Raw genomic sequence first — 24,894 nt, forward strand, 5'->3', positions numbered from 1 at the left:
ACTGCTACCTTATACTCAGTTACACGTGTTTTTTTGAAATGCATAAGGATTTTGTCTACTCATGATATCAATTAAAAAACTAGTTCTATGTATCGCTATTAGCTGTTTAGCTAGCGTAGGCTCCGCTCTAGCAGACACTTATGACTTAGTAGAGTTATATCAAAGTGCTCTCACCTACGATGCCGACATTGCTGCTGCCGAATCAGCTTACGTAGCAGAGCAAGAACAAGAAAACATAGCATTAGCTAATCTTCTTCCTCAAATCGACGCTGACGCAAGCATTGGTCATACCAATGACGAGATCAAAAAAGGTCCAAACGTATCGGACTCCTATAAAAGTACAACTTACGGCGTGAGCTTAACGCAACCTTTGTTTAACATGCCTCGATGGTACGATCTTTCTGCTTCAGAATATGGATCATCACGCGCAGAAGCTGAGTTCTTAACAGCGCAACAAAATCTCATTCTTAAAGTATCCGAAGCTTATTTTAACGTGCTTCGCGCAGAAGAAGATTTGATTGCTAGCCAAGCCTTAGAAACAGCCGTTAAACGTCAATATGAGCAAGCGAAAGAACAATTTGAGGTTGGATTGATTGCGATCACCGATGTGCACGAGGCAAAAGCATCTTACGACTCATCCCAAACGACACGAATTCGCGCAGAAGGCGCATTGACGATTGCCCGCGAGACGCTGTCACGCATCACTGGCCAATACGCAATAGATCTAAAAACACTTTCAGACACCTACGAAACAACAATTGATCCAACAGATAGTATTGAGTCATGGGTAAATAGCGCTATCGAAAATAACCCTTCTGTAATTGCTGCCCACTTTAACGCCAAGGCATTAGAAATGGGTTACAAATCCAAGCGCGCAGTACATTATCCAACTCTGACTCTCACAGCTGGCTTTGATAACACAAATCTTGATGAGGTGAAATCAGGTATTTTCAATAACAATGTTGAAACAGAAGCGGAAAGAGGTACGGTTTTTATAAATCTGAACCTCCCTATATATGCTGGCGGCGGAACAAGTGCAGCGTCAAAACGTGCTCGCTTACTCTCCGAGCAAGCAATGCATCAACTCACAGCAGCGCAACGCTCGGCTGAAATTGAAACACGCTCAGAGTTCATTAACTTGCGTACAAACTCTCAAACCGTTGACTCTTTGAAACAGAATATTATCTCTCGTGAGAGCGCTCTCGAAGCAACACGTGAAGGCTATAACGTTGGAACACGTAATATTGTTGAAGTACTCGATGCGGAAAGAAATTACTTCACAGCATTGCGTGATTATGCGAGTGCGCGGTTTGATTTCATCATCAGCAGTCTCAAGCTAAAACAAGCTGCCGGTACGCTTCATGAAGAAGATCTCGCTGCGATCAACGAAAGCCTGATCTTGCAAGCTAACTAATCTAGTTCTGGCGCAATTGCATCGACAACCCTAGCGATTGCGCCCTTACCCTTCTCCACCACGTCAAACGCAGCATTTCCTAACTCAGCGGCCATTTTTGGATCCTGAAGTAATCGGCTCAATTGCACCTTCAAATCAGCATCATCCTGCACAACACTTAACGAGCTGGATGCCATGAACTCTCGACATATCATTTCAAAATTAAAATAGTGAGGGCCAATCAGCATAGGCTTACCCAATGCTCCGGGCTCTATCGGATTATGGCCACCAACTTCCGTTAGAGAACCTCCGATAAAAACAATGTCGCTCGCCGCATAAAAACGCATCAACTGCCCCATAACATCTAAGACGTAAACATCCTCATCGGGCAACAAACTTTCTCGCTCACTGTACCTGCCGACACGAAACCCCATCTCATGGGCTAAACGATATGCAGAATCAAAACGCACTGGATGTCGTGGCACCAATATCAATAGCAAATCAGGGTAACGCTGCTTTAATTCCTGATGCACAGCTAGAACCTTGGCATCTTCACCCTCATGCGTGCTCGCCGCGATCCAAATCATTTGCTCAGAATCGAGTCCCTCTCTCAAGATCAGACCTTTTTCGGCGAGTTCTGCGTCAAATTGCATATCGAATTTTAGGCTTCCGGTGACGCGAATACGATCTGGTGAAATACCTAACCGCTCAAACCGTTCGGCATCCGGTTTAAACTGACATAGCACCAGCTGCAAACTATCAAAAAGCCACGAAAGCAGTAGCAAAAAGCGCTTATAACCTCGCGCAGAACGCTCAGATAAGCGAGCATTAGCTAGTACCACAGAACAACCCGCCTTCTGCGCACCATGCAGCATATTCGGCCAAAGCTCAGTTTCCATGATGATTACAAACTTGGGACGAATACGCTTAAGAAACGCACCGACAAACAACGGAAAATCATATGGGGCATATACATGATAAACAGAGTCACCAAATAGCTTACTCACCAATGCAGAGCTCGTAGGCGTCATTGTCGTGACAGTAATACGCTTTGCAGGATAACGAGTTTGCAGCTCTCGAATAATAGGTTCGGCCGCAAGCAACTCTCCGACGGAAACAGCATGAATCCAAAAATCTTGAGCTTGTTCTGGGGCCTTAAAAAAGCCTAAACGCTCCAAGCGACGTGATCGATACTCAGGCGAGCGAATCCCTCGAAGCAATAAGTGCAACAGCACAAAAGGAATGCAGATCGCAATAATAATTGAGTAAACTAACCGGACCATATACAAAGCGCCTCATCGAACAGCTCGCGAGTATACCTTAGTGCGAAAAACTGCCCAATCAATATACGTAATAAAGCGACTGCTTCCATGATTTCAATTTGTTTCGTGACTGACAACAAAACAGGCCACCGCAAACAACTTGAGGCCCTAGAGTGCGCCTTTAAAGAACAAGTTCCAATCGCCACATCATGGATCGATATAAATACAGATCAGCAACCAAGCTCTGAATCAACTTTTGATATTTTGATTGGTGCAGGCCATAGCACGCACAAGGCAGTACTCTCGCTCGCAAAACAGTATCAGGCTTTATCCTGCTCTGTTATGTCACCCTCTCTTCCTCATGGTTTATTTGATGCGATCATCGCACCAAGACATGACAAACTTAAAAATAGTGAGCGCGTACTCACTACAAAAGGGCCGTTAATCAAGAAATCCGCAATTGCATCGGACACAAGATCAGAAGGTCTGATTTTATTAGGCGGACAATCCAAACACTTCATTTGGGATGAAGAAAAAATCATCAAGCAGATTACGACTATCTCACAAGACGACTCATTACCATGGTCAGTCTCTTGTTCTCGACGCACTCCTGTTAGCACTGCTCAGGCTATTCAACAACAGCTAAGTCATATCAAAATCATTGAGGCAACAGCTGACATTGAACCAATACTGGCAAGCGCCAAATCGATTTGGGTCAGCCCCGATAGCATAAATATGATGTATGAGACTCTCAATACTCAAGAGCCTGTGGGCGTGCTTCATTTGAAATCCAAACGACGAATATTGAGACGTAACAAGGTTCTCAACGAACTAAAAACACTCGAGCAAGAAAATCTCATCTTTCGATATATTGAAGACAAAGCGCCTGCACCCTCTCACAACTCAAAACACCAAAGTTCACACGCACCAAGCTCAGAAGCACAGAGCGCGATCATCAACGAAGCTGAACGCGCCGTACACTGGCTTTTAAAAAAAGTGGAACAAAGAAAAGCCGCGCCGCATGTTGCGCAAATTCTTCCGGCATTACACGGCGGAGGTGTAGAACGCGGAACGATAGAGCTGGCTGAACATTTGTCCTCAAATCACATCAAGTCGAGCGTCATTTCATCCGGCGGAAAGCTGACTAAGGAACTGAATCTGTTCAATGTCAGACACCATACTCTGCCCGTTCACAGCAAGAATCCTGTCCGCATCATACTCAATGCTTTCGCAATGGTGCGATTAATCAAAGAACACGGCATAAACTTGTTACATGTTCGCTCTAGGGCCCCAGCGTGGAGCACCCTATTGGCGTCTAAGCTGAGCGGCGTACCCTACGTTGCGACTTTCCATGGAGTCTATGGACATCAACCCGCTGCAAAGCGTTTCTATAACTCCGCAATGCTACGTGGAGTCAGAACAATCGCAGTTTCTCAGTTTGTTGAAAGGCATATACAAAGCACCTATCCAGCACTTGCCAATCACATTGTGACGATTAATCGCGGGGTTGATACGCATTTTTTTAAACCTGCTCAAGAACAAAGCCAACCAAAAGAAAAAGAAGTATTTACTCTCTTGATGCCTGCGAGATTTACCCGATTAAAAGGACATGCATTTGTCTTAAAAGCACTTGAACAATTTAATAACACACGAGTCGAGCTAATTTTTATTGGTGACAAAACAGGAAAGGATGATTACTACAAAGAGATTCAGAAGCTGTCTGAAAGCTCTTGTCATACCGTGCGTTTTGTAGAGCATCAGAAAAATCTGCAGCCGTTTTATGAAAACGCGGATGTTGTACTGTCCGCTACGACCAAACCAGAATCATTTGGGCGAACCATCATAGAAGCACAAGCGATGAAAACATTCGTTCTAGCGCCTGATCACGGAACAAGTAGAGACATCATTGCTCCAGAGCTAATTCCGTACGCATTATATAAAGCGCAAAATGAGTCATCTTTCATTGCTGCGCTACAAAAAATTTACACTCTCTCAACTGACAAACGAAGTCTTGTAGGAGACAATGCTCACGCATTCGTTCAAACGCACTTTGAAAAAAGCCAAACCACACAAAAAACATTGCAACTTTATAAAGAGCTTTGGCAAAAATCCGCTATGGTTAGCAAGCTTTAAATCGATAAATGACGTACATGCTGAAAAACACCTTCATTAAAGTTAATCATGGAATTTTCCATGAACAAAAAACCGAATACTTTGACCCTAAGTATTGGCAAAGTATTCATGCAGTTGAAGGTCATGAATCTGGCAGAGGAACAACCTGGTTTGTGCGCCATAACGAGTATGCACTTGTGTTGCGTCACTATTATCGAGGCGGGCTAATTAGCCGCTTTAATCGTGATCACTATTTATTCTTTTCGTTTGATAAAACACGATCTATCAAAGAGTTCCGAATACTACAGAAACTCCATGATGCAGGACTACCCGTTCCAGAGCCTGCGGGCGCGCGCGTTATTAAAAGAGGACGTCACTATACGGCAGACCTTCTCACGAAACGCATCGACACAGCAGAAGACCTTCTCAAAGTACTGCAAGAACCTGCAAGCAACCAACTTATTAAAGACTTGGCCTATTGCATTGCAGACCTGCACAAGCATGGCGTCTTCCACCCCGACCTAAATATTCAGAACATTCTGGTAGATGCTCAGAAAAAGGTTTGGGTCATCGACTTTGATCAAGCTAAAATCTTTAAACTGAAAGAACGACACCGAATGCGCATGATCGAACGTCTAGAGCGCAGCTTCATCAAAGAACATGTTCGACATGGAATTATTTGGACCGAAGCAAACTGGACCCAGTTTATGGAGCACTACGAGTACGCTCACTCACGCCAATAATCGGCAATCCAAGGACAAGGCTTTAAACCCTTCCACCAGCGTTTTAATGCAGGTAATGACTTCCCCCAATCACCTTTAATCGCATCCGGCGGGTTTGGCCGACCATGAAACACAATGACCTTGGCCCCCTCGGGTTTATCATAGGGCTTGCTCGTAAAACGACGCCAATCACTATGCATCACATGTTTTTTAAAGCTCACGCAATAACTTGGGTCAAAGTAAGCGCCATTAACGCACAAACGCTCCGCAATAAACGCTTGCTCAGTTACGTAAGTCTTCAATATCGTCTCAGAATCAGACAAGTACTCGTCTAATACAGGTTTGGCAAAGTCACTGTCATAACGCATTAAAGACGCCTGACCATTACCAGGTTGATACCAATTTTCTAGCATCAAAAAAGGCGCATCACCCTCAAAGAGCTCATCAATGGCACTCAATATAACAAGGTCTAAATCTAAGAATAAAATACGGCCGTTTAGGCCCAACTTACCCGCATCAAACAAGGCTAATTTGCGCCATGCTGAGCAGTATCTCGCATACTTCCATTCAGGTTCTGGAAAATCTGGCAAAGGCTGGCAATCAACTTCGGATCGAATGCCGGTCGAATTATCCGTTAGACAAACAAAGCGAAAATCGCCCTGTAGATTACGCCTAATCATTGCGTAGAGATTGTTGACGTATTGAGGGCCGTACATCTCACCCCACTTCAAACAGACAATTGTTCGTTGCATACGCGAGCTATCCGTAGGTATGTCGACTTCCCTTTCGTGCGTCTTTGAAACGCTTATATTCCCATTGATATTGTTCGGGTCTATCACGCACACAGGTCTCTACTGTTCGATTCATAGCAGCAACCGAGGTATATAAGTCATCACTATAAATATCCGGATCTGCCTTTCTAAAGATCAAGTCAAATCCCGTACCGTCCTCACGGCGCATCGCAACCAGACTTAATACCAAGCAATCTGTCTTTTCGATCAAACGCGACACCAGCTTGACAGAATTCGCTTCGACCCCCATGAATGGTGCGAAAATACCGCCGCTGCCTTGAGGAACCTGATCAGGTAATACACCAACCATTCCTTGCTCACGCAAAATCGAGAACAAACGAATCACCCCACGTTTCGTGGTGGGCACTAACTCTGAGCCATGACGACCACGCACTTTAGACATGTAGTCTTCTAAAGGCTTTATTTTAGGGGGGCGATATAAGGCAGCCATGGGGCGTAATGTAGATAAATACAAACCAACCAATTCCCAATTGCCATGGTGCGGCGCAAGAACGATCAACCCTTTGTTTTGCTCTGACGCCATATCGAATAACTCTTTGCCCCGAACAGACTTAACTAAACCTAGCGCTTTCTCTGTAGGCCATTCCCACATTGCGCCAAACTCAGCAAAAAGCTTTGCGGTTTCTGTTAAGCTAGCTTTGATGAGTGCTTGTTGCTGTTCTTGTTCTAAGTCTGGGAATGCAAGCTCTACATTGACTTTAGTCACCCGCGTAAGACTAGAGTCACCGAGCCACAACGCTCGTCCAATGACACGCCCAAGCTTTTGCGTTGATGAGTAAGACAGTAACGACAGCAACTTCAAAATGCGCGTCACTAACCAAGCGATGAGTTTATCTTTCATATAATTGAGAAACAGACAGATAGAAACAAGAAATTGGCTGTGCAGTTTAGAGCATATACCATTGAATTACAGCCTATAGTCAACGCAACCGTGATAATTCGAATTTCTTTATGAGTCAAACACGCATTCTCTTACTCTGCCTATCAAAGCCTAATCAAAACGGTTTGTTACAAGGTGGCATGGAGCAGCAAATACTCAAGTTGATCGCATACTTCAATTCGCATAATGATTCGATCCTCAGTCTTGTTGCGCACCAAGCATTGTGTGAACAAGTGCCCCAACAAACCTTCTCTGTTGACAGCACGCTTTCACGCAAAAACCCCCAACTTTCTCAATCCGTACAAGAAGCCATTGACGCTTTCAAACCCGATATCATTCACTGTCATGGATTAAAGTCTGTCGAACTGATCAATGCCTTAAGGCTCTCTAGAAGCATCAAAAAACTTGTCACTATCCACGGTTTCAAAGAAAACTATCCTTCAGTGAAACACGTTGATGCAGTGATCGCAGTTAGTCGTGACATTCAAACACAACTACAAAAACAAGCCGTCACCAGCACCTGCATTGAGAATGGCATAGATCTTTTTAGCGGGGATTCAGGCATCTTGCGGGCCGAACTAATAGCCAATTATGATTTGACCCCTGATTGGCCAATACTGATTTGCATTGGAAGGCTTGCAAAGGTCAAAGCATATTCAAACGTGATGAAAGCCTGCCAGACTTTGCCCGTTAATCTAATCATTGTTGGCGATGGCCCAGAAAAAAAAGCGTTAAAAGAATACGAGTCAGAACATATTAAGCTTATCGGCCACCAACATAACGCGCGACGATTTCTCTACGGAGCCGATGCACTTGTTATTAACTCGACCCGGGAGGGATTGAGTTTAAGCATGATCGAAGCGCTGCAAGCAGATACACCCGTACTATCAACTAAAGTATCAGGCGCAGCCTCACTGCTTCCGAACGAAGCAATTATTCAAGCGAACTCGGTGGAAGAGTTACGCAGTGAAATCTCTGCAAAACTTGGCAATAGTCATAAGGTCAGGCGATTAGCGAGTATGGAAAACGATGCATTTGAGTATGCAAAAACACAACTCACGAGCACGCGCATGCTAAACGCATATCAAGACAAGTACGCCTCTCTAACAGAGACTCAAGCTCAGTTTCTGTTTTTAGGCGACTGCAATACCTGTGGTACAGAGCAACTCAAGGCACCAGTATATGCCGACATAGTTGGGCGCCACTTTGAGCGTTCAATACAGAATTGCGGACTGACCATGTCTACTACGCGTGAAGCGCTCGAGTTTTTCAAAGACTACGAACACCCGAAGATCGAAATTATTTTCATTCAATATGGCCTTGTCGATAGCTGGCTGACAATCAAAGCCGCGCCTTATGTGCTGTATTACCCTGACTCATCCACTCGTAGATTTCTTCGACGCTGGGTAAAAAAATGGAAGAAATACGGTCGAAAAATAGGGATAGGCAAACTATTTGGCATGCAAAACCAAGTTCCTTTGAACGAATACAAAGAAAATATAGAAACCATCATCAATAAAACGCAGTCCTCCGTGGTGTTGATCGAAACAGCCCCCAATCACGATAAATCTCGCAACCAAGCGATTAAAGCTTATAATGTCGCTCTCGCCGAACTGGCTCAAAAACACAGCAAGACCTCTCTCATAAAATGCTACGACGTATTTGAACGCAATATGCAAACACACTACGACGACCCAACGCATTTTTCAGCAGAGGGGCATCAATTACTTGCAGAACAAATCTTGAAAGAAATGGATAAAACAACAGCATGACAACGCCAACGCGCAAAGCACTTTTACTCGATAGAGATGGCGTTATTAACGTGAACCATGGCTACGTGCATCGCCAAGAAGACTGCGATTTTGTTGATGGCATTTTCGATCTTTGCAAAGAGGCGCAACGAAAAAGCTATGCCATTATTATCGTGACAAATCAGAGCGGCATCGCACGCAAATACTACGACGAAGCGACGTTCCAATCTTTTACACATTGGATAGAATCCATGTTTTCTAAGCAGGGAATTCGCGTTCAGCATACTTATCACTGCCCGCATCATCCAAAGTTTTCTCAACCTTGTACATGCAGAAAACCAAGACCAGGCATGATCACAAAAGCAACGCGCGACTTCAAATTACGATTGGCTGAAAGCATTTTGGTTGGCGATAGCAGCTCTGATGTCTCAGTAGCTCGTACTGCCGGCGTCGGCAAAGCCGTCTTATTCAAAGATCCAAATGTGCACAGCGCGCACCGAAGCCGCATATTCCCAGAGCTTTATTTGGAAAAATCTAAACGATTTTACAAGACACGAAGCCTTAGCAGCGTCACAAGACTGTTGTAAACTACGCCCCAAGAAAATACTCGCGAACTAATTGGATAATCATATGAGTCAACGCATCAAAGCGCATATTGAACGCAGCATCGAAGCAAAAACACGTATTTCAAATGATGCTGCCATCCTCGAGCAGCTAGAAACCTCCATTCAACTTTGTGTTGAAGCGATACGTGCAGGTAAAAAAGTACTGTTTATTGGTAACGGAGGAAGCGCCTCGGATGCTCAACATCTTGCTGCTGAACTCGTTGGCCGCTATCGCTTTGATCGTGAATCATTGCCAGCCATCGCACTAACCACTGACACCTCAGCCTTAACCGCGATCGGTAATGACTATGGCTATGACGAAGTCTTTGCAAGACAACTATCAGGACTTGGTCAAGCAGGCGATGTACTTGTCGCTATCTCAACATCTGGTAACTCTGGAAACGTAATCAAGGCCATCGATGTAGCGCGTAAAAAAGGCATCAAAGTGATTGGTATGAGTGGCGAAAAAGGCCAGCTTAAGGAAATATCGGACACTTGCTTAGCGGTTCCTGCGCCGCTTACTGCAACAATCCAAGAAGCACACATTATGTTAGGTCATATTCTTTGCGATGGAATTGAACAAGCGCTATGCCCAGAGCTTCCCAAGGATTGAGAACGCTGGACGCTCATAGATCGGGGTCAGAGTAAAAGTACTCTGACCCCAATATTACTAAACCAATGTACTAAGAGAACAAGAGAGCAAACTTTAACTTTCAACCAAATGAAATTGAGGCAAATAGCGTTACGAGAGAAACGTGGGCAAGGCGAAAGCGTTGCGAGAACGCAGAGTTTATATGCGAATAAATGAGCATTTTGAGCTCGCTTTCAACACTGCCCAAGTTGTCGCAGTAGCTATTTTAAACCCTGCAAAGCCGTCCAAACCCTATCCGGCATCATCTCCTCCAAACACTTATAGTGACCAAATGGGCAATCACGCTTGAAACATGGACTACAGTCTATGCTAGCTTTTATAACCGCAGACTTCTCACTGAGTGGCGGTGTGTAATCTGGAGAGGTCGAACCAAACAAGCCAAGCGTTGGGACATTCAATGCGGCCGCTACGTGCATCAAGCCTGAGTCATTGGCTAAGGCCAAATCAGCTTGAGACATTAACGCAACCGCCTCTTCTAGGCTGGTATTGCCTGCCAGCAAACTAACACAATCTTGATCGATAGAATCGGCAATAGCCCCACATGCGGGCACATCATTCTGAGACCCAAATAACCAAACTTGTCCACCTTCAGCAATATGGCGACGTGCGATCTCTGCATAGTGCCTCTCTGGCCACTTCTTAGCACGCCCAAACTCCGCACCCGGACATAGCGCTAGCACCGACTTACTCTTGTCCAAACCGAACTTCGTCATCGCTTTAGCAATATTCTCTGTCGCAGGAACAAGCAAGGGAGCCGGACACTCAAATGCATCTGGCGTTGTTCCCTTGTCATAAGCGAGCCCAACATACTTATGCACCATCAATGAAAAAACGCTTTTATCTAGCTGACGCAAATCATTGACCACGCCATAGCGCATTTCACCTTTCCAGGCAGTACGTCGAGGAATCTTCGCAAACCACGGAATCAATGCCGACTTAAACGAATTTGGAAGGACAATCGCCCAGTCGTATTGCTCTGAGCGCAAACTATGCCCAAGCATTCTGCGAGATTTAATATCAAGCACACCATGCCCTAAAGGCATATCAATGGCTTTATTCACTTCAGGCATTGCTTCAATTATGGGGCGACTCCAAGCTGGAGCAAGAACATCTATTTGTACAGATGGGTGGAGTCGACGCAAAGCAATAAATAAACTCTGCGCCATCACCATATCGCCAACCCAGGACGGGCCTACGATAAAAATTTTCAAATCAGTATCTCCGATACCGTAAAACGCAATTAAACTAGCGTCAGCCAGTCTTGGTTTTGCTCACGCTTACCTTTAACTGCGTCAAAGTACATAGTTTGGAACTTCTCGGTCAATGGACCACGTGCGCCATTACCAATCTTACGTCCATCCAATTCACGAATTGGAAGAACTTCCGCAGCAGTTCCGGTAAAGAATGCTTCGTCAGCCACATATACTTCATCACGTGTAATACGCTTCTCAATGATCTCAACGCCTAGCTCTTCCGCAAAAGCAAAGATAGTACGACGCGTTAAGCCATCCAAGCATGAAGTAAGCTCAGGTGTGAACATCTTACCTTCACGGATAATAAAGATGTTCTCGCCAGAACCTTCTGCAACGTAACCTTCGTTATCCAAAAGCAATGCTTCATCACAACCGCTATCTAATGCTTCACGCAAAGCCAACATAGAATTGATGTAATGTCCGTTAGCCTTCGCTTTACACATGCTGATGTTCACATGATGACGCGTGTAAGAAGAAGTACGTACTTTAATACCCTGCTCGCGAAGCTCAGGTGACATATATGATGGCCACTCCCAAGCAGCAACAATCACGTGTACTTTTAAGTTATCAGCACGCAAACCCATGCCTTCAGAACCAAAGAACACCATTGGACGCAAATACGCTTCTTTCAGATTGTTCTCGCGAACAACAGCTTTCTGCGCTTCATTGATTTCTTCTTTGGTATAAGGCATTTCCATGTGCATGATGTGCGCAGAACGGAAAAGACGATCAGTGTGATCCTGAAGCTTAAAGATCGCTGTACCTTCAGAAGTTTCATAAGCACGGACGCCTTCAAACACACCCATACCATAGTGCAATGTATGCGTGAGTACGTGCACCTGAGCATCACGCCAAGGTACCATTTTTCCGTCAAACCAAATCAGGCCATCTCTATCAGCCATCGACATCGTGCTTCACTCCTTACAGTGGCTAGCGCCTTAGCTAGCTTGAGTTTCAATAATAAAAATAAAAGGTTGGGCATTCTACCAAAGACAAGCGTTTTCGCCTACGAATAAGTTGAGCTGAAAGATAAATCCTTGATATCAACATGGTGATTAACCGAAGATTTTTACAAACGCATCGTGCGCCACATCGCGCTCAACCGGAAACTCTTTCAATCCTTCAGGATAACTAACACCTGACAAACTTTTTCTGTGCAACGCAGATCGTAAGGCTCTATACGCATCATCCAAAGCTTGATACGAAAGTTTTTCATCAATGGTTGACGAAAGTGCCTCCAACAAGCGCACATTATCTGACCAAACTGTTAGTGATGGATGCTCATGCGCATTGGCCAATACCAAGAACTGCGTTAAGAACTCAATATCAATCAATCCACCTCGACCTTGCTTGATATTTTTTTCTGCCATGTCGATCGAGCCGAGCTTATCTGCTGCAGCCGTATGCATCTTCTCTCTCATCACTCGGACTTCTTCAAGCAACTTGGCGCGCTCTCTTGGCATACTCAAAATTGCATCGCGTACTGCATCAAATTTAGCCATTACCCGCTCATCACCAGCAACACAGCGAGCACGAACTAAGGCCTGATGCTCCCACGTCCAAGCATCTTCTCTTTGGTATTTTTCAAAGGCTTTAATCGAAGACACCAACATTCCAGAATTACCAGAGGGGCGCAAACGCATGTCCACTTCATAACATATCCCTTGAGAGGTTTGGGCTCCCAAAATATGCACCAAGCGCTGACCTAAACGAGTATAAAAAAGCTGATTATTAATTGGCTTATCGCCATCCGTTGAGCCGAAGTCATTGGCATCGTAAATAAATACCATATCGAGGTCTGAACTATAGCCCAGCTCAATACCACCAAGCTTGCCGTAACCGACCACAGCAAACCCAGAATAGCCACCTTCTAATTCGTCCCCTTCTGGGAAACCATGTTTCTGACTTAAGTTGTGCAAAGCGATCGATAATGCCGAATCGACACAGGCTTCAGCCAACCATGTTAAGTAATCACTTACTTTCATCACAGGCAAGACACCGCTTATCTCAGCGGCTGCGACACGCAACATATGTGACTGTTTGAAATTCCTCAAACAATCCATCTGCGCTTCAAGATCTTCCTCAGGAATACGTAACAAGGACTGACGCAACTCATCACTTAACTCTTCGCGTTTAGGCGGCGTATACAGCAACTCCGGCTTTAGTAAGTCATCGAGTACAACTGGCGTGGCCGAAATATGTTCAGCGAACCATTCACTCTCTGAACACAACTTACAAAGCTGTTGAAGCGCCTGCTCATTTTCAATAAGAAGAACCAAATAGATAGAACGCCCTAAGACGGCTTGAACTACTTTCAAAACGCGCTTTAACGTCAGGCTCGGCGCTTCGCCAACTGCCAGCGTATTAAGCAAGCGAGGCAAAAATTCTTCGAATCGTTTATACGCAGCTGGCGTCATCGAGCGAAAACGCGGTAAGTCTTTGAATTGAACCATCGCCTGAGCGGCTAGAACTGGATCATCATACCCTGCCCGTTCAAATTCCTTGGCCCAAGCCTCTGTGCGACTTCCCTGCTCATCGTCTTCGACCTGCCAGATCTGAAGCCACTCATAAGCACCAGCATCCTCATGCTCTTCGCTTTGTGCATCTTCTTGCAGGAACTCTTCAAAAATAGCCGATACATTTGCCCGCAACTTGGCTTGCCTGGCAACTAACGCGCCCCAACTTTCTTCATTCATAGCCAGCACAACGGCATCTTGTGCAGCTTCTTCATCAGGCAATTGCTGAGTCTGCTGATCTTTATACCCCTGTATTGCGTGCTCTAAATCGCGCAGGTAACAATATGCCTCTAACAAACGATCAACCCACTCACTAGGCAGATAATCTTGTTCAGCAAGTGTTTGATAAGCGCTTTGCAGACCAGTGTCTTGGAGTCTTAAGTCACGACCTCCGTATATGAGCTGCGCGGCTTGCGCAATAAATTCAATCTCACGAATCCCACCGCTACCCAGCTTAATGTTTCTATCGCCACCTTTGCGATGCACCTCAGACATAATAAGTCGCTTCATATCTCGCAAAGCTTGAAAGCTCGAATAGTCGGGATATTTACGATACACAAATGGCTGAATGATACTCTTCAGCAACACTGCTCGGTCATTTTTGGTACCGGTGATTGCACGCGCCTTCAGCATGGCAAAACGCTCCCATTCACGACCTTGTGTTTGGAAGTAATCTTCAAAACCGCGCAGATTCAAAGCCAAGGCACCGCTAGTTCCATAAGGCCGCAGACGCATATCAACGCGAAATACAAAACCCTCTGCCGTTTGAGCATCCAACATATGAATCAGCTTCTGCCCCAACTTTGAGAAAAATTGATGATTATCAATGGGCTTTTTTGGATGGTCTGTCTCGCCCTTTTCAGGAAAGGCAAAAATTAAGTCGATATCAGAAGACACATTGAGCTCGCGCGCACCTAATTTACCCATGCCGAGCACAATCATTCTCTGCTCTTCGCCATCAGCGTTGCGCGGTGTTCCATATCGCGCAATAAAACGTGCGTGCAACCAAATCAAACATTGCTGAATACACACATCAGCCAACGCACTCGCCTCGGCGAGCGTCTGATCAAGATTGCCAAGACCATTCATGTCTCGCCATATAATCCTTGCCTGCTCAGTGTTCCGAAACACGCGTAACACAGCCATTGCTTGAGTTTCATCATTACACTCGTCTAGCTTCTGAGCTAAGAGCTGAGTCATCAATTTTTCAGATCGCCCTAAAAACAAAGCCGAATCCGGTGACTGCCAATCAACTAATACTTCAGGGTACTTAGAGACAAACTCAGCGACAAAAGGGCTGAGCGCACAAGCTCGCGTCAACGTTGCTTTGAAATCATCAGACAGCAATTCATAAGAATCACTTTCCTGAACATGATCTAAAAAACGGGTAGCGTTTGCGCGTAAAGAGGATGGTTGCTCAACGACAAAATGTGCGAACGACATAGTGGATACCAATGAAACGATAAAGAATACGAGTAATGCGAAGAAGTGTAGCAAAGCATCTCAACAAAATGCTGCCCTGCATCAAGTTTTAAGCCGGAAGAGGAAACCGAAAGACTTACTTATCTCGCATTCTAATTTGGCGTTTTTCTGATCCCGAGAGATGCGCATTGACCTCCCAATCGTACGGAAGAAAACCTTGAAGCTGCCAATCAGCAGGAACACTATCTTTTGGCAGATATGTATGAAGAAAAGCAGTCACCCCACCTACCGGTTCAAAATCCTCCTCGAACCAATCAAGCAAAGGTGTCACCTTGATCTGATTGCCATCAACAACCACGCCCTTTCCCGATTGTTTAAAGAAGCCAAAAGTTTGCTCAGACAACTGTTGCTCGAGCCTCTCGCCAACATAGGGCTCAGATCGCAAATCAGGACATGAAACAGAAGCGCAATTTAAAGCGAAATGAATGCGAGGCTCATTTTGTTTTCGCAAAATATCATGCTCAAGCTTTCGCAGGGTCATGTGCTCGTTATTAAATGTGCCGCAACTATGCGTCCACACAGGACGAAACATATTCCCTAAACCGCGAAGACTTTTCAGGGGCCAATTTTCGACAACCATATTGATCGCCATAATGTTGTACGCATTCAAGAAGTAGGCAATACGCTCCGTCTTATTCGTTAGTTGATCATAATCGTATTCAGCCAAAAACTGCATGAGCGTATCTAACCGATCGTCAGAACGAAGATCGGCATAATTGACTAAATTAAGTTCAACACCATTCTTCTCACCCGGCACAAGGTAATCAGACAGCACTGACTGATAAAGCACGTAAAACTCGGCCAACTTCACATCGCTATGCTGAATTGCATCCACGCCGCCAGGCGCTTGCTCAGCTGCTTTTTCTGTCGCGTTTTCAATTGGGAGATCAGCAAAAGAAACAGAGGCATACAAACTCAGAATAAGACATAGCAAGCAAGCTTTACATGCAACAACTAACTTCATCTTCTTAATACCGCCAAACATCATTCTTTAGCCTAAAAACAAGGCGTACCCACGTTCCGCCTTGCTTACATCATATTGCTCTGATGGCAAGTTCTGACACAGTGCATGCGATAAACTTTGTAAAACCGAAACAGCCTTTCCAGTTCCCATACCAGCCGACTCGGCAGAATGACTGACCTTCAGCTCAATCTCAATTTCATTGATAGACACCGTATTAGTGCGAGCTTGAGATACAATCTCTCCGACATCTAATACCAGCTCAAAAGCGTAACCCTGATAATCAAACTCACACGCTTCGCGTAAGAAGTTCGTTTCAAACACAGCACGATATTCTTGATCACGCAACTGCGCACTCCAGACAGGCGCTTCATTCAACAAAGGCATATCTAACTCGCTCTGATCCAGCGACCACTCCCACTCACCCCGCTGACTGATTCCATCAATACTTGTTCCAGATGTTTTAAGTGTTTGAATGTAATATCCAGCTTTATTTCGCACCCGCAAAGCCATGCGCTGTTTGTGCAGCAATAGAGAATCCGTATCAAAGTAAATATTGCGCAGATTCTTCGATTCAGTGAGCGCCTGATCTTTAGAAGCAAAAGTAGCACCAAGATCTTCACAACACTGTATTACAGCCTGCAAATCAATCTGCTCGCGACAACGCAGCTTCAATTCCAATTCTCTTGCCATTTTCTAATCCAACACCTTAACAACAGTAAAATTTTACTAAACAACAGACACAAAAAAACCGGCCAATAGGCCGGTTCTTTTTAACTAGCTTACTAAGTTAGACTTAGAAATAGTATGTAGCACCGATTGAGAAGTTAGACTGATCCTTAGTAGTAGTAGAACCAGTTTCTTCTTCTGCATCAACGTATTCAATGTACGTGTACATGTTGTCGCTGATGTTATAAAGCGCTTGCAACCAGAACTCGTCAACAGTTTCTTCAGCAGCACCGTCCAAGCCGTTGTCACCAGTACCGTATTGAGCAGCAAATTGAGCAGCACCCATTGTGTACAATGCACCAATCGCAGCGTATGAAGCTTTATCTTGATCTTCGTAAGAAGCCATCAAAGTTAAGTCTTCAATAGCGAAAGTACCACCAAGACCGAATGCATCTTCTGCATCGCCACGACCAACTGCGTAAGAAAGAGTTGCACCGAATGCATCTGCAGAGTAACCAACAGAAGCAGAAGTCAATACAGTGTCAGTAGGCTTTTGATCAGCTTTTTGAGTAACACCAAAAGTCAAACCGTTGAAATCTGGAGATCGGTATTGGATGTTGTCACCTTCAGACATACCAACCAAGTTACCAGTTCCGATACCATAAACTTCTTCGAAGTCCATAACGTCGAAATCTTCAGCAACAGTATCGTCAGAACCAAACTGAACGCTACCGAAATCACCTTTTACACCGATGTAAGCTTCGTCAAAACCGTTAAGGCCGCCGTTACCTTCTTTGTCATCAGCATCGAACTCAAGCTCAGCTTTGAAATAACCTGAGATACCTGAAGCGATCTCGTGCTCGTGCTTGAAGCCAAGCGTAGAACCGTTATCTGCGAACTCAGAAGTAGTATCATCTGTAAGCGAGTCATCAGTAGTGTCGTTAACTAACTGAATGTTACCGTAGATAGTTGGCATTAAATCAAGCTTTTCAGCAAGATCAGATGCATGATCCATCGCGAATGCGTTTGAAGATAGTGCAGCTGCTGCTACAGCTGAAGCGATCAGAGTCTTTTTCATTTCGTCTTCCTTATTGCTAATTGAAGATTGGGCCTTGCCCGCTCGTTCTTAGTTAATTTAATAGCTATTAAATTGTTTTTTATAGTTTCAATGGGAAACCCCAAAGTGGTGCCCATTTAATTTCACACCCATGACAGAAATATTACAACCGAAATGACCGAGCAATTTCTTTCACGACTGCCATACTTTCGAACACTGAGTGCACCAAAAGTATGCTCGTTGGTTTGACCAAAAGTATCTTAAGCCAAAAAGTTCACATTTCGCACGTTACAGCTTGTTTAGAAAATATGCGCTTTGTCAGCACTCGTTTCTAAACAAGAGTATCGCCGCTTACTAATGGCAAGTTACTCCATTTCCTAACGCTTAAGCATTTAGCTAGAACCGTGCCAGATTTCCAATGGCACCCACAAAAACCTACAAAATGTTCATTTTTATAGTCAAAACAGCGTGTTAGAGCAATAACTTAATGCATTCCCTTGTATTCTGTTTAGTACACTTTGTTACACTACGCAATTTTTTAGTGCAAAAATTCTTATTTTTGTCATATTTCAGGGAAAATAAGGCAATAAATGCAAGATTAGAGCTCTAACATAAAGGTCACAGGCCCGTCGTTTAAGAGGCTTACCTGCATATCTGCGCCGAATTGACCGGTCGCAATATTTTGGTGCGATTCGTACGCTTGTGCCACAAAGTGGTTATATATCAACTCACCATGCTCCGGCGGCGCCGCTGAAGAAAAGCTCGGCTTGGTTCCTTTTTTAGTATCAGCCACTAAGGTGAACTGTGACACAACCAACAAACCGCCATTTATATCAGCAAGACTTCTCCCCATTCTTCCGTTCTCATCATCAAAGATTCTATAAGCGAGAATTTTTTTGAGCATACGGTCTGAAACCAGCTGATCGTCATCTTTCTCAACGCCTAGCAGCAGAAGAATACCCTCATCAATAGCTCCGACAATTTGCCCATTCACTTCAACCGATGCATTTTTTACTCTTTGAATAAGTGCTTTCATCGCCTCACTTTCCAAAACCAATTAGAGGTCAGAGTAAAAGTACTCTGACTCCAGTATATGTTTACTTTCTCAAGATATAAAAAAAGCCGAAGACATGCTTCGGCTTTCTAAACTTTACTGAAAAACTTACTTCGCGCGCTTACGTTCGTTTTCAGTCAATAGCTTTTTACGCAAACGAATGCTTTCAGGCGTTACCTCAACTAGCTCATCATCTTCGATGAATTCAAGCGCTTGCTCTAGCGTGTGACGAATAGGTGGAACCAGCGTTAACGCTTCATCTGTGCCAGATGCACGTACGTTCGTTAGCTGCTTACCTTTTGTAGGGTTAACTGCCAAATCGTTAGAACGAGAGTGAATACCGATAATCTGGCCTTCATATACATCTACAGCGTGACCCAAGAATAAACGACCACGATCCTGAAGATTGAATAAAGAGTAAGACAAGGTCTTGCCTTTCACCATTGAAATCAATACACCATTTTGACGTGATACAACTTCACCAGCTTTAACTACATCATAACGATCAAATACAGATGTCATGATACCGCTACCTGATGTAAGCGTAAGGAACTGACCACGGAAACCAATCAAACCGCGCGACGGCACTGAGAACTCGAGTTTTACGCGACCTTTGCCGTCTGGCTCCATGTTAGTCAACTCAGCCTTACGCAAACCAAGCTCTTCCATGATCGAACCCTGATGCTGATCTTCAACATCAATTACTACGTTCTCGTAGGGCTCCATCATCACGCCATCGATTTCTTTCTCGATAACTTCTGGACGAGATACTGCTAGTTCAAAGCCTTCACGACGCATTGTTTCGATCAAAACTGAAAGGTGAAGCTCACCACGACCGCTCACAACAAACTTATCAGCTGTATCGCCCTGCTCAACACGCAATGCTACATTATGGATAAGCTCTTGATCTAAACGATCTTTGATATTTCGTGAAGTTACGAACTTGCCTTCGAGACCAGCAAACGGCGAATCGTTTACTTGGAAGGTCATGCTTACTGTTGGCTCATCAACACTTAGCGCCGGCAATGCTTCAACATTTGCTGGATCACATAAAGTATCTGAAATGCTTAATCCGTCGATACCATTAATACACACAATATCGCCCGCACTCGCCAAATCAGTATCCACACGATCAAGACCATGATAACCCTTCACGTTAAGAACCTTACCTTTACGCTCGTTGCCATCTGCTTGCTTAACAATAACTTGCTGATTAGGCGACAGCGTTCCGCGCGTGATGCGTCCAATACCAATAACACCTACATATGAATCATAATCCAATGCAGAGATTTGCATTTGGAAAGAACCCTCAGGGTCAACTTTTGGCGCTGGAACTTGATCAACGATCATTTGAAACAATGGCGTCATGTCTTCTGCCATTTCTTCCGGATCATCTCCCGCAATACCATTCAATGCAGACGCATAAATCACAGGGAAGTCTAACTGCTCATCGGTTGCACCGAGTCGATCAAACAAGTCGAACACCTGATCCATTACCCAATCAGGACGCGCACCCGGACGGTCAATCTTGTTGATAACAACAATCGGGTTCAAACCTTTCTCAAACGCCTTTGACGTTACAAAACGCGTCTGTGGCATCGGTCCGTCTACTGCATCAACAAGAAGTAGTACAGAATCAACCATAGAAAGAACACGCTCTACCTCACCACCGAAGTCGGCGTGCCCAGGAGTGTCCACAATATTAATACGGTAATCATTCCATGTAATTGCTGTGTTCTTAGCAAGAATGGTAATGCCACGCTCCTTCTCTTGATCGTTCGAGTCCATAATTCGCTCAGCACCTTCATCTTTACGATCTAAGGTACCGGACTGACCTAACAAGCCATCAACCAGGGTAGTCTTACCATGGTCAACGTGCGCGATAATGGCGATATTTCTAAGGTTCTCAATCACAACAGCAATTCCCAAAAATTTGAGGGTTAAAAAATCGGACGCGGAGTATACAGCAAGCAAATGAAGATGGACATCAAATGTACATTTATTTGCAATCCTACCCAAAACAACGAATGCACCAAATTGACCCTGCAAGAAGCCATGCGCACCATTAAGGCGCAATAAAAACCTTTGTAAAATTCCAAGAAATTCCTAATTCGTTGTTTATACTCAAAAAATAGAGCCTCTTAACTTTTGGCAAGATGCTTGCATATCTAGTGAACCAAAAGCGGGCACACCCCGTGAAACCCTATAAATAGGTTGCCTAGCGTGTTACGCTGCTGCCAATTTTATAGGCGCGAGTACGAAATAAGCCCCAAAGAACGCTTATTGCGTCAATAAAACAACAGTTTGCGACAACAAACATCTGCAAAGGTGATAACAATCGTCGCAGACCGAAATACAAGAACGACCTCTTTGGTGTTCGAAAACATCCGTTAAATGGAGTAAATATAATGTCAGAGAAAACTCTGGGCCTGATCCAAGAAAATGAAGTAACGTGGGTAGACCTTCGCTTCACAGACACACGTGGTAAAGAGCAGCACGTAAGCATCCCTTCATCTGAAGTTGACGAAGACTTCTTCGAAGAAGGCAAAATGTTTGACGGTTCATCTATCGCTGGCTGGAAAGGCATCAACGAATCAGACATGATCCTTATGCCTGACGACTCTACTTCAGTTCTTGATCCTTTCACTGAAGAAACCACTCTTATCTTGCGTTGTGACATCGTTGAGCCTGCAACTATGCAAGGCTACGAGCGTGACCCACGCTCTGTTGCTAAGCGCGCAGAAGAATACTTGAAGTCTACTGGCATCGCAGACAGCGCATTGTTTGGTCCAGAGCCAGAGTTCTTCGTATTTGACGATGTTAAGTGGAAAGCTGACATCAGCGGTGCGATGTACCAAATCAACTCTGAAGAAGCTGCATGGTCTAGCGACGCAAGCATCGAAGGCGGCAACACTGGTCACCGTCCTGGCGTTAAAGGCGGTTACTTCCCAGTACCACCAGTTGACTCTTTGCACGATCTTCGTGGCGCAATGTGTGCTGCAATGGAAGCAATGGGACTAGTGATCGAAGTACACCACCACGAAGTAGGTACTGCTGGTCAGTGTGAAATCGGCGTTGGTGCGAACACACTTGTAAACAAAGCCGACGAAGTTCAAATTCTTAAGTACTGTGTACACAACGTTGCACACGCTTACGGCAAGACTGCGACATTCATGCCTAAGCCTCTTGTAGGTGACAACGGTTCTGGTATGCACGTACACATGTCTCTAGCAAAAGATGGCAACAACATCTTCGCTGGTGACGGCTACGCAGGTCTTTCAGACGAGTGTTTGTACTACATCGGCGGTATCATCAAGCATGCTCGCGCGATCAACGCATTCACTAACGCTTCTACAAACTCTTATAAGCGTTTGGTTCCAGGTTTCGAAGCTCCAGTTATGCTTGCATACTCTGCACGTAACCGTTCAGCTTCTATCCGTATTCCATTCGTTAACTCGCCAAAAGCGCGTCGTATGGAAGCTCGTTTCCCTGACCCATCTGCAAACCCATACTTGGCGTTCTCTGCATTGATGATGGCTGGTCTTGACGGTATCCAGAACAAGATCCACCCTGGCGATCCAGCAGATAAAGACTTGTACGATCTTCCAGCTGAAGAAGCGGCTGAGATCCCAACTGTTGCTGAAACGTTTGACGTTGCACTTGACGCTCTTGAAGCTGATCACGAATTCCTTACAAAAGGCGGCGTGTTCACTGAAGATATGATTCAAGGCTACCTTGAACTTAAGCGTGAAGAAGTTGAGACATTGAACATGACAACTCACCCAGTTGAGTTCGACATGTACTACTCAGTTTAAGACTTTGTTTTAAAGAAAAGCCCAGCAAATGCTGGGCTTTTTTATATCTGAGGTTCATACTAGTAGCAGCCTAATACGCAACGGAGCTGCCCGAAGCCATGACAAAATCAATCATTTCTTCCCTCTTCCTTTTGGCTTTAACAATTGGCCTAAGTGGCGCTACCAAGGTCTACAAAACCATTAACCCTGATGGCAGCATCTCTTTCTCAGACGAACCAAGCGAACGCTCTGAAACAATAGAAGTGCAAGATGTCGCTACAGTACCCGCACTTAAACTACCTCCTAGCTCAACGAACACTCAACAAGCTGACACAACAACAAAAGAACTCTATCAATCCTTAAAGATACTAAGCCCTAGCAATGACAGTGCATTCCACAGCGGCTCTGGCACAGTAAACATTTCTTTTACCTCATTCCCAGAATTAAGACCGAGCCACATATATAAAATCTTCATCGATAACCAACTCGTAGGCGAACAACGCACCACATCGTTGATTGTTGATAACGTATTTCGCGGAACGCACCAACTTAGCGTTCAGATTAGCGATGCTAGCGGTAAAATCATCAAATCCTCCTCCATATCTTTCACAATGCACCGACCTTCAAAGCTAAACTAAACTCTTGATGCACCACCATGGTGCATGTAAAATCTTCATTGTGCTCTCCTCAAGTGCGAAGGATTGTTATCGAGCGATTAACAGAATAACAATCTTGGTAAATTCAATAACTTAGCTCTTATCAAAATGAATGCACCGCAAATGGTTTAATTATTGCTAGTTGTCTTAAACGGTGCGAAACCATCATATAAAGCCAGAAAAGACGAATGAAAAACCAAAACATTCAGCAATCAGTGATCCTAGACAACCTATCGACATCCGTTCTCGTTTTAGCGGAAGACTTGACGGTGCTTGATTACAACCCTGCTGCTGAAATGTTGACCCAAGTAAGCCAAAAACGCTTGGAAGCCGCGAAATTTCCTGAACTATTTAGTGACATTGAAAGTAATCTCATCGACGAGATGAAAGAGATCCTTAAAACGGGGCACTCTTACACTCAACGCGAATGTAAGATGACCTTATTAAATGGCGAACACATTCTCGTTGACTGCACTGTTTCTAGTCTGATCGCTAATAATGCGCCTTGTTTACTTGTTGAGATACAAGCAAAAGATCGATTACTTAGAATCAGCCGAGAAGAACAGCTACAAGAAAATCAAGAAACAGCGAAAATCCTCATTAGAGGCCTTGCACATGAAATCAAGAATCCTCTTGGAGGAATTCGTGGTGCGGCACAGCTCCTGTCATCGGAACTAAGCGATGAGCAAAGCGAGTATACGCAGGTAATCATAGAAGAAACGGATCGTTTACGTGATCTTGTGGACCGCATGTTAGGCACCCACAAAGCGCTCAATCTGAGCCCTCTTAACGTGCACGAAATCTTGGAGCGCGTATGTGCGCTCATTCGAGCCGAGTCAGGTAATGCAATTCGCATCGTCAAAGACTACGACCCAAGTATTCCTGAGATACAAGGAGATAAAAGCCAACTCATTCAAGGCTTCCTAAATATCGCAAAAAATGCGCTGCAAGCATTAGAGCCGCAAGCGCAATCTGGTGAAGACGCGAGTATCACTATTCGTACGCGTGCGCTAAGACAATTTACGATTGGTCAAACACGCCATCGAATCGTTGCTCGTATCGAGCTTATCGATAATGGTCCCGGCATTGATAAAAACTTCATTCAGAACATTTTCTACCCAATGATTAGCGGTCGCGCTGAAGGCACGGGCCTTGGACTGTCAATCACACAAAGTATTTTTACCAAACATAATGGTTTAGTAGAGTGCGAGAGCCAACCTGGCCGTACTGACTTTATCGTTTACCTTCCTTTGGAGATGTAAC

General features: G+C 44.6%; 20 protein-coding genes. 9 read left to right on the forward strand and 11 right to left on the reverse strand.

The window, feature by feature from the left end:
- Positions 1-61: 61 nt before the first annotated feature.
- Positions 62-1,414, forward strand: a complete 1,353-nt coding sequence (locus A3739_RS15465) for a TolC family outer membrane protein (protein ID WP_068475311.1) — start codon at positions 62-64, stop codon at positions 1,412-1,414.
- On the opposite strand, the gene waaA is transcribed toward A3739_RS15465, so the two are convergent.
- Complete coding sequence (gene waaA / locus A3739_RS15470; RefSeq protein ID WP_068475309.1) at positions 1,411-2,676, reverse strand: lipid IV(A) 3-deoxy-D-manno-octulosonic acid transferase; 1,266 nt, start codon at positions 2,674-2,676, stop codon at positions 1,411-1,413. The genes A3739_RS15465 and waaA overlap by 4 nt on opposite strands.
- Before the next feature lie 87 nt (positions 2,677-2,763).
- Here waaA and A3739_RS15475 point away from each other — a divergent pair, with 87 nt between their 5' ends.
- Together A3739_RS15475 and A3739_RS15480 are read left to right on the forward strand one after the other, a co-directional pair.
- A complete protein-coding gene (locus A3739_RS15475; RefSeq protein WP_068475307.1) occupies positions 2,764-4,788 on the forward strand; it encodes an ELM1/GtrOC1 family putative glycosyltransferase in 2,025 nt (674 codons plus the stop codon).
- Positions 4,789-4,805: 17 nt separating this feature from the next.
- Positions 4,806-5,510 (forward strand): 3-deoxy-D-manno-octulosonic acid kinase, encoded by a 705-nt coding sequence (locus tag A3739_RS15480; RefSeq protein WP_197472354.1) that lies wholly within the window; start codon positions 4,806-4,808, stop codon positions 5,508-5,510.
- Here the strand turns inward: A3739_RS15480 and A3739_RS15485 are convergent.
- On the reverse strand, positions 5,495-6,241 hold the full coding sequence (locus tag A3739_RS15485) for a hypothetical protein (protein WP_082869027.1): 747 nt from the start codon (positions 6,239-6,241) through the stop codon (positions 5,495-5,497). The genes A3739_RS15480 and A3739_RS15485 overlap by 16 nt on opposite strands.
- Positions 6,242-6,248: 7 nt before the next feature.
- Entirely contained in the window at positions 6,249-7,142 is an 894-nt protein-coding gene (locus A3739_RS15490; RefSeq protein ID WP_068475303.1) for a lysophospholipid acyltransferase family protein, read from the reverse strand.
- 110 nt (positions 7,143-7,252) lie between these two features.
- On the opposite strand from A3739_RS15490, the gene A3739_RS28165 reads away from it, so the two are divergent.
- The 3 genes from A3739_RS28165 to A3739_RS15505 are packed head-to-tail and all read left to right on the forward strand — an operon-like array spanning position 7,253 to position 10,150.
- Positions 7,253-8,953, forward strand: a complete 1,701-nt coding sequence (locus A3739_RS28165; protein WP_082878444.1) for a glycosyltransferase — start codon at positions 7,253-7,255, stop codon at positions 8,951-8,953.
- A complete protein-coding gene (locus A3739_RS15500; RefSeq protein ID WP_068475301.1) occupies positions 8,950-9,519 on the forward strand; it encodes a D-glycero-beta-D-manno-heptose 1,7-bisphosphate 7-phosphatase in 570 nt (189 codons plus the stop codon). The genes A3739_RS28165 and A3739_RS15500 overlap by 4 nt, the downstream gene beginning before the upstream one ends.
- A gap of 43 nt (positions 9,520-9,562) precedes the next feature.
- Positions 9,563-10,150, forward strand: coding sequence for an SIS domain-containing protein (locus tag A3739_RS15505; RefSeq protein ID WP_068475299.1), 588 nt, complete (start codon positions 9,563-9,565; stop codon positions 10,148-10,150).
- A 239-nt stretch (positions 10,151-10,389) separates the two neighbouring features.
- Here the strand turns inward: A3739_RS15505 and waaF are convergent, their stop codons facing one another.
- From waaF to typA, 8 genes are all read right to left on the reverse strand, one after another.
- Positions 10,390-11,400, reverse strand: a complete 1,011-nt coding sequence (waaF, locus tag A3739_RS15510) for a lipopolysaccharide heptosyltransferase II (protein WP_068475297.1) — start codon at positions 11,398-11,400, stop codon at positions 10,390-10,392.
- A gap of 29 nt (positions 11,401-11,429) precedes the next feature.
- The gene (locus A3739_RS15515) at positions 11,430-12,350 is read right to left on the reverse strand and encodes a branched-chain amino acid transaminase (RefSeq protein ID WP_068475295.1); all 921 of its coding nucleotides are present in this window, start codon (positions 12,348-12,350) and stop codon (positions 11,430-11,432) included.
- Between the two features lie 147 nt (positions 12,351-12,497).
- On the reverse strand, positions 12,498-15,401 hold the full coding sequence (glnE, locus tag A3739_RS15520; RefSeq protein ID WP_068475293.1) for a bifunctional [glutamate--ammonia ligase]-adenylyl-L-tyrosine phosphorylase/[glutamate--ammonia-ligase] adenylyltransferase: 2,904 nt from the start codon (positions 15,399-15,401) through the stop codon (positions 12,498-12,500).
- 115 nt (positions 15,402-15,516) lie between these two features.
- Positions 15,517-16,428, reverse strand: a complete 912-nt coding sequence (locus tag A3739_RS15525) for a DUF547 domain-containing protein (protein WP_068475291.1) — start codon at positions 16,426-16,428, stop codon at positions 15,517-15,519.
- A gap of 3 nt (positions 16,429-16,431) precedes the next feature.
- Positions 16,432-17,094 carry a CYTH domain-containing protein gene (locus A3739_RS15530; protein WP_068475289.1) on the reverse strand — a complete coding sequence of 221 codons (663 nt, stop codon included), beginning with the start codon at positions 17,092-17,094 and terminating at the stop codon, positions 16,432-16,434.
- Between the two features lie 103 nt (positions 17,095-17,197).
- Positions 17,198-18,148 (reverse strand): porin, encoded by a 951-nt coding sequence (locus A3739_RS15535; protein ID WP_068475287.1) that lies wholly within the window; start codon positions 18,146-18,148, stop codon positions 17,198-17,200.
- A gap of 577 nt (positions 18,149-18,725) precedes the next feature.
- Positions 18,726-19,163 (reverse strand): D-aminoacyl-tRNA deacylase, encoded by a 438-nt coding sequence (gene dtd / locus A3739_RS15540; RefSeq protein WP_068475285.1) that lies wholly within the window; start codon positions 19,161-19,163, stop codon positions 18,726-18,728.
- Between the two features lie 126 nt (positions 19,164-19,289).
- The gene (typA, locus tag A3739_RS15545; protein WP_197472355.1) at positions 19,290-21,095 is read right to left on the reverse strand and encodes a translational GTPase TypA; all 1,806 of its coding nucleotides are present in this window, start codon (positions 21,093-21,095) and stop codon (positions 19,290-19,292) included.
- Between the two features lie 494 nt (positions 21,096-21,589).
- Between typA and glnA the strand changes: the two genes are divergently transcribed.
- The 3 genes from glnA to glnL all read left to right on the forward strand — a co-directional run bounded on the left by glnA (position 21,590) and on the right by glnL (position 24,893).
- On the forward strand, positions 21,590-22,996 hold the full coding sequence (gene glnA, locus A3739_RS15550) for a glutamate--ammonia ligase (RefSeq protein ID WP_068475283.1): 1,407 nt from the start codon (positions 21,590-21,592) through the stop codon (positions 22,994-22,996).
- Positions 22,997-23,094: 98 nt separating this feature from the next.
- Positions 23,095-23,613, forward strand: a complete 519-nt coding sequence (locus A3739_RS15555) for a DUF4124 domain-containing protein (protein WP_082868883.1) — start codon at positions 23,095-23,097, stop codon at positions 23,611-23,613.
- A 206-nt stretch (positions 23,614-23,819) separates the two neighbouring features.
- Positions 23,820-24,893, forward strand: a complete 1,074-nt coding sequence (glnL, locus tag A3739_RS15560) for a nitrogen regulation protein NR(II) (protein WP_068475281.1) — start codon at positions 23,820-23,822, stop codon at positions 24,891-24,893.
- Position 24,894 lies beyond the last annotated feature (1 nt).

The sequence above is a fragment of the Oleiphilus sp. HI0067 genome, from assembly GCF_001635735.1.